The 13,102-nt window shown below is 61.3% G+C and carries 10 protein-coding genes and 1 tRNA gene; 9 read left to right on the plus strand and 2 right to left on the minus strand.

All coding sequences use genetic code 11. The features are described from left to right. Positions 1-33: 33 nt before the first annotated feature. Both DXD39_RS03435 and aroF read right to left on the minus strand, forming a co-directional pair. The gene (locus tag DXD39_RS03435) at positions 34-948 is read right to left on the minus strand and encodes a prephenate dehydrogenase/arogenate dehydrogenase family protein (protein WP_117803130.1); all 915 of its coding nucleotides are present in this window, start codon (positions 946-948) and stop codon (positions 34-36) included. A gap of 3 nt (positions 949-951) precedes the next feature. After that, on the minus strand, positions 952-1,974 hold the full coding sequence (gene aroF, locus DXD39_RS03440) for a 3-deoxy-7-phosphoheptulonate synthase (protein WP_117803131.1): 1,023 nt from the start codon (positions 1,972-1,974) through the stop codon (positions 952-954). 204 nt (positions 1,975-2,178) lie between these two features. Between aroF and DXD39_RS03445 the strand changes: the two genes are divergently transcribed. The 9 genes from DXD39_RS03445 (at position 2,179) to mrdA (ending at position 13,101) form a co-directional block, all read left to right on the plus strand. Next, positions 2,179-2,255 (plus strand) — tRNA-Arg (locus DXD39_RS03445). 76 nt (positions 2,256-2,331) lie between these two features. Continuing rightward, positions 2,332-5,049, plus strand: a complete 2,718-nt coding sequence (locus tag DXD39_RS03450) for an HAD-IC family P-type ATPase (RefSeq protein WP_117803132.1) — start codon at positions 2,332-2,334, stop codon at positions 5,047-5,049. Between the two features lie 103 nt (positions 5,050-5,152). Continuing rightward, positions 5,153-6,295, plus strand: a complete 1,143-nt coding sequence (locus DXD39_RS03455) for a zinc ribbon domain-containing protein (RefSeq protein ID WP_158565415.1) — start codon at positions 5,153-5,155, stop codon at positions 6,293-6,295. A gap of 107 nt (positions 6,296-6,402) precedes the next feature. Beyond that, positions 6,403-6,945: a peptidylprolyl isomerase gene (locus tag DXD39_RS03460; protein WP_117803134.1), complete on the plus strand. Its 543-nt coding sequence runs from the start codon at positions 6,403-6,405 to the stop codon at positions 6,943-6,945. 11 nt (positions 6,946-6,956) lie between these two features. Next, positions 6,957-8,261, plus strand: a complete 1,305-nt coding sequence (locus DXD39_RS03465) for a tetratricopeptide repeat protein (RefSeq protein ID WP_229065279.1) — start codon at positions 6,957-6,959, stop codon at positions 8,259-8,261. A 127-nt stretch (positions 8,262-8,388) separates the two neighbouring features. Further along, positions 8,389-9,420, plus strand: coding sequence for a rod shape-determining protein (locus DXD39_RS03470; protein WP_006236061.1), 1,032 nt, complete (start codon positions 8,389-8,391; stop codon positions 9,418-9,420). Positions 9,421-9,498: 78 nt separating this feature from the next. After that, positions 9,499-10,440 (plus strand): rod shape-determining protein MreC, encoded by a 942-nt coding sequence (mreC, locus tag DXD39_RS03475; RefSeq protein WP_117742706.1) that lies wholly within the window; start codon positions 9,499-9,501, stop codon positions 10,438-10,440. An 11-nt stretch (positions 10,441-10,451) separates the two neighbouring features. Further along, entirely contained in the window at positions 10,452-11,018 is a 567-nt protein-coding gene (locus DXD39_RS03480; protein ID WP_117735138.1) for a hypothetical protein, read from the plus strand. Positions 11,019-11,031: 13 nt separating this feature from the next. Then, positions 11,032-13,101 carry a penicillin-binding protein 2 gene (gene mrdA, locus DXD39_RS03485; protein WP_117803135.1) on the plus strand — a complete coding sequence of 690 codons (2,070 nt, stop codon included), beginning with the start codon at positions 11,032-11,034 and terminating at the stop codon, positions 13,099-13,101. The last annotated feature ends 1 nt before the right edge of the window (position 13,102 follow it).

Below are 13,102 nucleotides of genomic sequence, written 5' to 3' on the forward strand. Positions count from 1 at the left end.
CTTCGGTCCTTTCGACCTGGCGTGATAGGTGGTCTAGTGGGAGGCCTCGTCGTCGAGTGCGCGCTTAATGCGGTCGCCCTCGGCAAGGAGATTCTCCAGATAGCGCTGGTCGCTGTCCTTGAGTGCACGGCTGTAGGCGCCAAGCGACTCGATCAGATGGTCGATCTCGAAGGCGAGTGCGTCGGCGTCGTCGATCATGAGCTCGGACCACATTTGCGGGTTGAGGTGCGCCACGCGGGTGAGATCGCGGTAGCTACCGGCCGAAAAACCGTGGTGAACTTGGGCGGTCGGGCTTTTGACGTAGGCGTTTGATACCACGTGCGCGAGCTGGCTCGTAAAGGCGATGACGCGGTCGTGTTCGGCAGCGCTGGTCACGCTGAACTTGCCAAAGCCCAAGGGGCGTACCATCTCGCGCACCTGGCCCAAAAGTTCCAGCTTGAGCGCATCGTCCACCGCGGGCGGCACGAGCACGAGCGGCGCGCCCTGGAACAGGTCGGCGCGGGAGTGCGCGTAGCCCGAGAACTGGGTGCCCGCCATGGGGTGCGCGCCCACAAAGTAAAAGCCGTGCTCGCGGGCAAGCTCAAAGGCGCGCTCGCACACAATGCCCTTGACGCCCACGGTGTCGATCACCACGGGACCCATGATGGCGTCGGTGTCGGTGGCGTCGGCGAGCGCCTGGGCGTGCGCCTCGAGCCACTCGATGCAGGCCTCGGGGTAGCAAGCCAGGACGATGATGTCGCATTCGCCGAGCGTCTCGTCGTTGAGCTCTCCGGCGACAGTGCCCATGCTGGCGGCCGTCATGACGTCGTCATCGGGGTCCCAGGCCAGCACGCGGACGCCCGCCTGCGCATAGCCGCGGGCAAAGCTGCCGCCAATGAGGCCCAGGCCCACGACGCCGGCGCACTTGGGGCCACCCTGGTTAACGCGCGCGTTTCTCACCGTACCCATGGGTTACTCCATGGTCTCTTGGCAGACGACCTCGCGGATGGCGTGGATGCGGCGCATGGTGTCGTCGAACTGGTCGGGGGTGAGGGCCTGGGCGCCGTCGGACCAAGCGCGGCTGGGCTCGTCGTGGACCTCGATCTCCAGACCGTTGGCGCCGCAGGCAGTCGCGGCGAGCGCCATGGGCTCAACGTAGCGGGTGTAACCGGTGGCGTGGCTGGGGTCGGCGACGACGGGCAGGTGTGACAGATGGTGCAGCACCGGCACGGCGTTAAGGTCGAAGGTGTTGCGAGTACGGGTTTCGAAAGTGCGGATGCCGCGTTCGCACAGGATAACGTTGTCGTTGCCCTCGCTCATGATGTACTCGGCTGCCATAAGCAGCTCGTCGACGGTGCCGGACATGCCGCGCTTGAGCAGGATCGGGGTCTTGGTCTTGCCGACCTCCTTGAGCAGGGGGAAGTTCTGTGCGTTGCGGGCGCCGATCTGCATGACGTCGATTTTCTTGTCCAGGAAGACCTGCACGTCGCGCGGGTCCATGATCTCGGTGACGATCGGCATGTCGAGCTCGGCAGACGCCTCGCACAGCAGGTCCAGGCCAGCAGGGCCCATGCCCTGGTAGGCGTACGGGGAAGTGCGGGGCTTGTAGGCGCCGCCGCGCAGCATCGTGGCACCGGCGGCCTTCACGCGGCGGGCGATGCGGATGAGGTTCTCGCCCTCGACGGAGCACGGGCCGGCGATGACCTGGAACTGATCGCCGCCTACATGTACGCCGTGGCCGCAGTCGATGACGGAGTCCTCGGGGTGGAACTTGCGGTTGGCGCGCTTGAACGGCTCGGAGACGCGCTGCACGCGCTCGACGACATCCATGGACTCGAGCAGGAACGGGTCGATCTTGGTCGTATCGCCCACCAGGCCGATGATCGTCTCGTTCTCGCCGCGCGAGACATCGGTCTTCAGGCCCTTTTTCTCAATCCAGCTGACGATATGGCTGACGGCCTCGTCGCTGGCGCTCTCTTTTAAAATTGCAATCATGGTGTGCCTCTCACCTCGATGGATAACCCTTGCAAAAACGGCCCGCATCGCGAGCCGTGTACATATGGTGCATGAGAGTTTATACTATCTGACTCGCTTTTGCCTTCTAAAGTGGGCCGTTGAGCCGCGTCTTCCTCGGAATTGCAAAGCTTTTTCTTTTATTTTGATAGCCCGTGGTGCACTTGGGTATAATGCCAAGCGTTGGCCCTATTAGCTCAGGGGATTAGAGCGTCTGCCTCCGGAGCAGAAGGCCGTTGGTTCGAATCCAACATGGGGCACCATCGAACGTGAGACCGTCCGAACCTCGCATGGTCCGGGCGGTTTTTCTTATACCGACGCGACGTGATGGGACGTGGTATGGCAGCAACGGATATCGAGCGCGGACTCTCGACCGCCGAGGTCGAGGAGCGCATCGCCGCCGGTAAGATCAACCGCAACATGGAGCTCAAGACCAAGTCGGTCAAGGAGCTCATCATCGAGAACCTCTGCACGCTGTTCAATTTGATCAACGTGATCTTGGCGTTCCTGGTCATTTTGACCGGTTCGTTTAAGAATCTGACGTTCCTGTTCGTGGTGTTCCTCAATACCGCTATTGGCGTCATTCAGTCCATGCGTTCCAAAAAGATGGTCGATAAGCTCACGCTGCTGACCTCCAAGAAGGCCATCGCGGTGCGCGACGGCTCCGAGGTGGAGCTCGACCTGGACCAGATCGTGCTCGACGACATCATCCGCCTGGGGCGCGGCGACCAGATCCCCGCTGACGCCGTGGTGGTTTCGGGCGAGGCGCTCGTGAACGAGAGCCTGCTGACGGGCGAGAGCGATCTTATTAAGAAACAGCCCGGTTCCGAGCTCATGAGCGGCAGCTTTATCGACTCGGGTCTGCTGCGCGCCCGCGTGATCCATGTCGGCGCCGACAACTACGTGGCCAAAATTAATAACGAGGCCAAGTACGTCAAAAAGGTCAATTCCGAGATCATGAACGCGCTTAACGCCATCGTGCGCTTTGCGAGCATCATCATGATCCCGCTCGGTTTGGCGTTGTTTGCCTCGAGCGTGAGCGAGCTGTGGGATGCCGCGGGAACCCTAGGCAATAGCGCGCTTTCGTGGTGCTTCTCCGAGCTGTTGGCTGGTCATGTGCCTTCGTCGGCGCTGCTGTCCACGGTGGGCGCCCTGCTGGGCATGATCCCGCAAGGGCTGGTGCTGCTGACCTCGTCGGTGCTCGCCATCGCCACGGTGCGCCTGGCCCGCCGCAAGGTACTCGCGCAGCAGCTCTACTGCATTGAGACGCTCGCGCGCGTCGACGTGCTGTGCCTGGACAAGACGGGCACCATCACGTCGGGCCGCATGGAGGTCGAGGGTACCTATCCGCTGCCGGTCGAGGGTATGGGTGCGGGGGAGGGCGACGCCGCCGTTCCCGTCGATACCACGGTGCTCGATTTTGCTCTGGCTAACGTCGCACGTGCGACCTCGGCCGATGCCAACGAGACCTGCCAGGCGCTGCTCAACTACTACGCCGACCGCCCGGTCGAGGTGTCTGAGCCGCTGTCGGTCATTCCGTTCTCGTCGTCCAAAAAGTGGAGCGGTGCCTCGTTTGCGCAGGGCTCCTATGTGATGGGCGCGGCGCAATTTGTGCTTTCAGAGCGCGCCTTTTCGCAGGTCGAGAACCGCGTGGCCGAACTTGCCGACACCTGCCGCGTGCTTGTGGTGGCCTGCGTGGACGGCTTTACGCCCGATGGCGATATGGTGGGCGAGGCAGAGCCCGTGGGCTTTGTGACCATTCGCGACGAGATCCGCACCTCGGCCGCCGAGACCATCGGGTACTTTAACGAGCAGGGCGTGACCCTCAACGTGATCAGTGGCGACGACCCGCGTACGGTGTCGTCGATTGCGCGCGTGGTGGGCGTGCCGGGGGCGGACGCTTATGTGGACGCCACGACGCTCGATACGCCGGCCAAGCTCGATGCCGCAGTGGACCGCTACCATGTCTTTGGTCGTGTGACCCCGCAGCAGAAGCGCGAGCTCGTGCAGGCACTCAAGCGCCGCGAGCACACCGTGGCCATGACGGGCGACGGCGTTAACGATGTGCTAGCGCTCAAGGAGGCTGACTGCTCCGTCGCCATGGCGGCTGGCTCCGACGCCGCGCGTAACGTGGCCGAGATCGTACTCGTCGACAACGACTTTGCCTCGATGCCCGCCGTGGTGGCCGAGGGCCGTCGCTCCATCAACAACCTGCAGCGCTCCGCGGCGCTGTTCCTGACCAAAACGCTGTTCTCGATGGGCTTGGCGGCGCTGTGCATCGCGCTGCCGCCGTACCCCTTCGAGCCCATCCAGATGACGCTCATTAACTTCTTCTGTATTGGCGCGCCGGGCTTTGTGTTGGGCCTGGAGCCCAACAATGCTCGCGTGAAGGGATCGTTCCTGACGAACGTGCTCAAGCGGGCACTGCCGGCGTCGATTGCGGTCATTTTGGCTGCGGCGCTCGATATCTTTGTGGCGCGGGTGTTTGGCTTTAGCCAGCTCACGCTGTCTACGATGTGCCTGCTTACGTCGTGCGCGGCGAGCGTCAGCCTGATCTGGCGCATCTCGCAGCCTCTCACGCCCTTACGTGTGGTGCTCTTTGTGTTTGTAGTCGCCGGCATCCTGGTGGGCGTTATCGGATTCCCGGAGCTGCTGTCTATTGCCAACCTGACAATGGGCCAGATGGTTATCTTGGCTGCCGTCGTGGTCTTTACCTGCTCGGTGTTTTTTAAGCTCGCCACGATGATGGATTCGCTCAAGCCGCGTCGTCGTCATGCCGCAACTGGTTTTGGCCGTGGTGTTCGCGTCCGCCTGGGTCGCGGTGGTGGCAAGGTGAGCTCGACGGGTTCGACGGCGGAGCGTTTTGCCAAGCGCGTCGCCGCCGACATGGCGCAGCGCCGCGAAGCTCGCACCGTTCGTGAGGCCGAGGCCCGCGCACTCGAGGGCGTGGCCCAGGCCCAGCCCAAGAAAAAGAAGCCCACGGGCGCCAAGCGCTCCCGCGTAACCAAGTCCGCCCAAGGCATCAAAGTTTCGATGCCAAGCAAAAAGAAGAAGTAGCTACGCGCCCTGGCGATGTTGAATTGGTGCCTTGCTCCTGTGGGGCCGTGGCGATGTTATGCTCTAACCTCGATTGTTTGAATTGCTTCGAAAAGAGGATGCCGTGATCTGCCCGCATTGCCTAAAGACCATCGAGGACGGCGCCTCGTTCTGCCCCTACTGCAACGCCTATGTGGGTCCGGGCGATGGTCCCGAGCACACCGAGTTCGTGTTCTGCGAGGGCTGCGGTGCCCGTCTTTCTTCGCATGATCGTACGTGCCCCAAATGCGGACGCCCCGCTCCGGGTATCCTCTCCGAGGACGCGGCAGCATCCGACCTGGCAGCGGGCCGCACGGCGGGCTTTCCGCGCCTAACGCAAGAGCAGATCGATACCGAGGTGCCGCATGCGCCGGCCTCTGCCGCTGCGGTGCTTTCAGACGCCGCCGACCCCAATGAGACCTGCGTGCTGCCGGCTTTCGATAAGGATTTCGGTATCCCCAAGGTCGATATTCCCATGCCCGTTTCCCTGCATAACGATGCTCAAAAACCCAAGCGCAAGGTGCACCCCGACGAGGACGCCTATCACAAGCACAAGCGTCATATTCCCAAGCCGTTCATTATCATCGCGGTCCTTGCCGTCGTGTGCGGCGGTGCCTATTGGTTCGTGACGACCGATCCCATGGGTGTTATGCCCGGCTTCTACGACCAGTTTGGCCAAGCTGCACAAACCACCTTCCCCACGCGCCAAAAGGGCGAGGCGACTGAGGACGATACCAAGCAGGACGATTCTGCCGAGGTGGTCCAAGAAGAAACCGTGCTCACCGATGATCAGCTCTATACCAGGCTCGACGGTCTGTACCAGACCATCGTGTCCTATGCTGACGAGGACCAGATCGGCGAGGTCATCGATTCCTTTAACAACGGCTATCTCCGAACGCCGCTGTCCACCCGTCAGGAGCTGTCGCAGAGTGCTTACGCCCTGCGCGACCAGATTAAAAAGACGCAAGATGAGCTCAACAACCTGAAAGTACAGGACGATACGGTCTATGCGGACGACATCGCCCACTTAAAGCAGCTTGCCGAGTGGATGTATGAGCGCGTTGACGTGATCTGCCAGAGCTGGGATATCTCGCTGGCCATTCCCGATGGCGAGTCGATGAGCTCCCACCAAAGCGAGATCCTGGCGCCCATCGCGCAGGGCGGCAACAGCGCGCTGAATCAGTACGACGCCAACGTGGGCTCCTGGAAGCCGCAGCAGCATTCCTAAAATTAGTTCGCCATAGTCGGCATAACCTACGTGCGCAATTGATGTAAGCCCATGCTTATTGCTACAATTCGTACAAATATGCTTTAAACGCACGAGGAGGGAACCACATGTTTGGTTTTAAGAAAGAGCTCTACACGCCCGAGTATCAGCTTGTCGGCGACGAGTGCGCCGTAATCGAGACGTCGAAGGGTACCATCAAGGTCAAGTTTACCGGCGAGGGCGCTCCCATTCATGTCGCGAACTTCTGCGAGCTTTCCACGATGGGTTTCTATGATGGCCTTAAGTTCCATCGCTATGTGCCCGGTTTTGTCATCCAGGGCGGCGACCCCAATACCCGCGACATGTCCGGCGCCGACGTCGCTGCCGGTCTTGAGGGCCCCGACGGCATGCCCGGTACCGGTGGCCCCGGCTACTGCATCAAGGGCGAGTTTGCCACTAATCCGCGCAACAGCCATGTCGATGGCGCCCTTGCCATGGCACGCTCCATGGACCCCGATTCCGCGGGTTCGCAGTTCTACTTCTGCTTGGGCGCCCAGCATAACCTCGATTCCGGTTACACCGTCTTTGGTACCACGGTTGAGGGTCTCGATGTGATTTCGCAGCTGCGTGCCGGCGACGAGATCGTCCATGTCGAGATCGTTCACGAGTAAAGGGGACTTCCTTGAATAGCCAGCTGATCCAACAGGGCCGCGCCGCTTACCGCGCGGGTGATTTTTCCGCTGCAGCCCAGATGCTTGGGGCGGCAAAGACTCCCGATGAGATTATGGGCGAGGCCGATCACCTTCGTGGCAACGCCTTGATGCACCTGGGCATGTATGCCGAGGCCGCCGAGGCCTATGCCGCCGCCCTCAACGACGGCACCTACGGCAAGCGCGGCGCGCTGCTCACCAACCGCGGCAAGGCGCTCGCCGCCGTGGGCGACTACACGACGGCCGCCCAGGCGTTCTCTGCTGCTACGCAGGATGCTTCCTATGCCACGCCGTTTAAGGCCTATCTGGGCCTGGGTAACGCGCTGTTCCAGTCGGGCGACTATGCCAACGCGGGTACTGCCTTCCGTCAGGCCGCCATCGACGGCGCCAATCCGGCTCCTGCCGCCGCACTCGGCGAGCTCGGTCGTTGCTTCATTAAGCTCGGCCGTCCGGCGGATGCCGTGGAGACCTACCGCACGGCTATCGACTTTGCCGGCCCCCGCGACGACACGCGTGCGCTCAACGCCGGCATGGGTCAGGCGCTTTCTGCCGCCGGCCGTCCCTCCGACGCACTCGACGCCTTTAACGCCGCTACTGCCGATGGCATCTACCAGCTCACCTCCGAGCAGGCCGACGAGCTTGCCCGCGTGCACGATTCGCTTGCCGCGCTGTCTGCCCAAACGGCTATGGCCACGGCTCCGGCGCCCGCGATGGACGCTCCTGCCGTCGATCCGCTCGATCCTACGGGCGCGACCGGTCAGTTTATGCCTGATCCCTCGGACACCGGCTTCTTTACGCTGTCCGAGTCTGAGATGGTCCAGCAGGACCGTCAGGACCGCAAGCAGGCCAAGGTTCGTCGTCGCCATCGCCACACGGGTCTCAAAGTCTTCATCGTGCTGCTTCTGCTCATTTTGATCGCCGCGGGCGGTCTGGGCTTTGCCTATACGCGCGGCTTTGGCTTCCCCTCGCAGGAGTCGGTTATCACCGATCTGTTCCAGGCTGCTGGCGACGGTGACACCGCAAAGGCCGAGTCTTGTCTGGCCTCGAGCCTGTCCGAGGACGCTAAGTCGATGATCATCTCCTCGATTCCGCAGGGTGCCACCGTGTCCGTCGAGGGCATGGATCAGTCCATGACCGAGACGACCGCCAAGGTGAAGGCATCGCTGTCCAAGGGCGGCGAGCAGGAGTACACCGTCAAATTCGTGCGCTCCGACAACCATATCGGCTGGGCCGTTTCCTCGCTCGATATGGATTTCTCGGCTGCTGACAACCAGTAGTGACCTTATGGGATTTAGCTTTGCCCGGCGCTTCACCGCAAGTGAGGTGCCGGGCTTGCGCTAGTATGATGAGCTAGTAGTTTTCCAGCAATCATCCAACACATCAGGAGTTGCGTTGTTTTCTTTGATGGATATGTTCTTCGGTAGCTATGCGGGCGATCTTGCCATCGACCTTGGCACCGCCAATACGCTTGTCTCCGTGCGCGGCAAGGGCATCGTCATTCGCGAGCCCTCTGTTGTTGCCATCGACAAGAACGACGAGCGCATCCTGGCGGTCGGTATCGAGGCAAAGCGCATGCTCGGCCGTACGCCCGGCAACATCGTGGCCGTTCGTCCCCTGAAGGACGGCGTCATCGCCGACTTCGATGTTACCGAGGCCATGCTTCGCTATTTTATCGACAAGGCGTCCGAGAAGCGCTATCCGTGGACCCCGCGTCCACGTGTTGTCGTCTGCGTTCCCTCCGGCGTCACATCGGTCGAGAAGCGTGCTGTCTTTGAGGCCACGATCCAGGCTGGCGCTCGCCAGGCCTACCTGATCGAAGAGCCTATGGCTGCCGCTATCGGCGCCGACCTGCCTGTCGAGGAACCCACCGGCTCCATGGTCATCGACATCGGCGGAGGTACCACCGAGGTTGCCGTTATCGCCATGGGCGGCATCGTCGTTTCGCAGTCCATCCGTATTGCCGGTGACGAGTTCGACCAGGCCATCCTCACGCACGTTCGCGATGCCTACAACCTGGCCATCGGCGAGCGTACGGCAGAGGACATCAAGATCAAGGTCGGCTCCGCCGTGCCACTCAAGGACGAGCTCGATGTCGAGGTCAACGGCCGCGACGTGATCACCGGTCTGCCCAAGACCGTGCGCATCGAGAGCGAGGAGATTCGTCGCGCACTCAACAAGCCGCTCGACGAGATGGCCAAGGCCGTCAAGGACGCACTCGACGCTACGCCTCCCGATCTTGCCTCGGACCTTATGTACTACGGCATTTTGCTGACCGGTGGCGGCGCGCTGCTGCGCGGTCTCGACGTGCGCCTACGCGATGAGACCGGCGTTTCGGTCAACGTTAGCCCCACGGCGCTCGATAACGTCGTTAACGGCTGTGCCCGTGTGCTCGAGGCCAATGCGTTTGATGGCGGCTTCGTCCAGACCAATGCTTAATTTCCAAAAGGTGGATTCCATTTGGCACGATCTTCGGGTTTCTCCACAAATCTGAATACCAAGCGACAATCAACGGGTATGCGCCCGTTGATTGTTTTCAGCCTGATTTCGGTGTTGCTGCTCACGTTTTACATCCGTGAGGGCGAGGCGGGGCCGATTCATGCCGTGCGCTCGGGTGTGACGACGATTACCTCGCCGATACGCTTTGTGGGCTCGGCTGTGGCGGCTCCCTTCAATGCGATTGGCAACGTGTTCTCTAACCTTACGGCGTCGCAGGACACGCTCGACGAGCTTAAGAAGCAAAATGAGGAGCTGACCTCTAAGGTCGCCGAGCTCTCCGAGGCCCAAAAGACTGCTGAGCGTCTGGAGGGGCTGGTCGGCCTGCAGTCTACCTACAACCTCAAATCGACCGCAGCTCGTATCGTTGGTGCTTCGGGCGATGCCTGGACTTCGACCGTAACCATCGACAAGGGTTCTGCCGACGGGCTTTCCATCAACATGCCTGTGACGAGTTCGGCCGGTGTTATCGGACAGATCATCGAAGTTTCGGCCAAGACATCGACCGTGCGCCTGATTGGCGACGAGAACTCGGGCGTGTCCGCCATGGTGCAGGACACGCGCGCCCAGGGCATGCTGCAGGGTCAGGCTGACGGCACGCTGCGTCTTGAGTACGTGAGCGTCGACTCCGATGTTAAGGTTGGCGACATCATCGTTACTTCTGGCATCGGTGGCGTTTTCCCCAAGGGCCTTCCGCTCGGCACCGTCTCGTCGGTTGAGAAATCTGCAAACGACGTGTACTACACCATTGTGGTGCGCGCTCAGACAACGGCCGAGAACAACGAGGAAGTGCTGGTCATTACCTCGCTGACTGACGAACAGTCGGCCTCGGATGAGGATGTGAGCACGGCCAACAGCACGCCGCAGGGAACGTCGCGCGATGCTGCGACCAAGACGAAGGACGAGAGCTCGGATGACAGTTCCGACACGTCCGAGACGACCGATTCCGGCTCGAGCGAATAGGGGGCATGTCCATGGATTTACACGAGCAGGGGATGAGCTCCCGCACGTTTGTAATCGCCGCCATCGTGTGCGTGCTGCTGCAGGCAGGCCTCGCACCGCAGATCTCCATTGCGGGCGGTCGCGTCAACTTTATGATTATTCTTGTGTGCCTGAGTGTGTTCTCGGGCGACCCGACCCGTGCCGTCGCGTGCGGTTTTTGCAGCGGCTTGTTCTATGACCTGTCCGCTGCCGTGCCGGTGGGCGTTATGTCGCTCCTGCTGACCGTGGGTTCTTTTGCCCTGGTGCACAGCGCCGCTGGTCAGACGGGCGGTACCCCGAGTGCGCGCGGCATCACGGTGGGCACCTTCGCGCTCGTCATTAATGTGATTTACAGCATCATCTTGCTGTTTATGGGTTTGGAGACGAGCTTTGTCGTGGCGATCTTCGGCCATGCGCTGCCGTCTTCGATCCTGACGGGTCTGGTTGCCATTCCATTTTTGATGTCCGGCGTCGTGCCGCAGTCCGGCTATGGATTCTCCGCGCGTGGCGGACGCCAGACGGGTATGCGCTTTAAGCCCAAGACCCGCAAGCTCAAATAGGGGAGGCCCGTAGATGTCTTCCCAGATGACGGTTATTATCGCCGGTATCGTGCTGGTCGTGGCCATCGTGGTCGCGCTGGTCATCATGCGTCGGGGCGATTCCCGTTTTACCTACGATACGCAGCATGGAACGGCCCCGCGCGCCACCGAGGGCGAGGGCAATACCGCGGCGACCGCCTTTAAGGGCCGCTTTTCCATCCTCACCGCGGGTGTGGGCGCGATGTTTGCGGCGCTTGCCGTCAAGCTGTGGGGCATGCAGATGGTCTCGTCGGACTATTACGAGAAGCAAGCTAATAGCAATCAGACTCGCACCGTTACCACACCCGCTGTGCGCGGCCGCATCCTCGACCGCAATGGTGTGGCGCTTGTCCAGAACCGTCCCTCACTTGCTGTCGTGGCCTACCGCGACCTTGCCGAAGATGAGGTTCTGGTTCGCCATCTTGCCAACGTGCTTGGAATGCCTTACGTGGCGGTCCTTCGCAATATTCAGGACAATACAGAGGGCGCTCAGAGCCTGCATACCATCGCGACGGACGTCCGTCGTTCCACGGTTGCCTATATTCAGGAGCATGCCGGCGAGTTCCCGGGCGTCAAGATTGCCGAGCGTACCGAGCGCCAGTATCCATATGGCGAGACGGCATGCCATATCTTGGGCTATACCGGCACCATTACCTCCGAGCAGCTCGAGGCCCAGAATAAGAAAACCTCTGGCGATGATGATGCTTCTGCTGGCAAGATTACGTACCAGTCGGGCGATATCGTGGGCCAGGCGGGCGTTGAGAGCTACTACGAAAACCTGCTGCAGGGCATTCGTGGCGAGCAGACCGTCAAGGTCGATGCCTCGGGCAATGTGACCGGTCAGGCCGGCGCCGTGCCCGCGAAGGCCGGCTCCGACATTAAGCTCACGCTCGACCTTAAGATCCAACAGGCCTGTGAGACGGCGCTGGCGAGCGCTATCGAGCTTGCCAAGACCACTGGCTACAGCAATGCCGGCAACGGCGCCGTGGTGTGTCTCGATCCCAACAATGGCGAGATCCTGGGCATGGCGAGCGAGCCCAAGTTCGATCCGTCCGTCTTTATCGGCGGCGTCTCAAATGACGTGTGGACCGAGCTCAATGATGACAAGGGTTCGCACCCGCTGCTCAACCGCGCCATTAGCGGACAGTACATGTCGGCCTCGACCATCAAGCCGCTCTCGGCACTGGCCGGTCTTGAGTTTGGAACTTACACGTCGGGGCAGACGACCAACTGCACGGGCTATTGGACGGGTCTGGGCAAGTCGTGGGGCAAGTACTGCTGGCTGCATTCCGGCCACGGCACCATGACGCTGCAGTCGGGTATCGCCAACTCGTGCGACCCCGTCTTCTACGACATGGGCAAGGCGTTCTTTTATGACGAGAAACATTCCGAGGGCCTGCAGGAGGTCTTTCGTCGCTGGGGCCTAGGCAAGACCTGCGGTATCGATCTGCCGAGTGAGGGCGCGGGCCGTATTCCCGATGCCGAGTGGAAAGAGTCGTACTTCACCGACGCATCTGCCGAGGACCGCAAGTGGAATGCCGGCGATATGACCAACATTGCCATCGGCCAGGGCGACATCCTGGTGACGCCCCTGCAGATGGCGTGCGCCTATATGGGTCTTGCCAACGGCGGTAAACAGTACGTGCCTCACGTGTTTTTATCTGCCGTGTCGCGCGATGGCGACGGCGATGCCTATAAGTACAACGGCAAGGGCAAGAAGAAGCGCCTGGAGGCCAAGATCAACAGCGATTCGGATTTGGCTCTTGTTCGCAACGGCATGCACGACGTGATTTACACGGCATCGACGTCCCTGGCGGCTCACTTTGGCACCCTGACGCCGCAGGTATACGGCAAGTCGGGCACGGGCGAGAAAAGCGGCGAGGACGAATACGCGTGGTTCTGCGCCTATGCACCGGCCGATGATCCCAAGTATGTCATCGCTACTGTCCTGGAGCAGGGCGGCGGTGGCTCAGATACCGCGATGCATGTCGTGCGCGACGTGCTCGGCGTGATTTATGACGAGCCCGATACCTCTTCGGCCTCGGGCGATTCTTCGGTTCGATAGG

It is taken from the genome of Collinsella sp. TM04-29 (assembly GCF_003466565.1).
GTDB lineage: Bacteria > Actinomycetota > Coriobacteriia > Coriobacteriales > Coriobacteriaceae > Collinsella.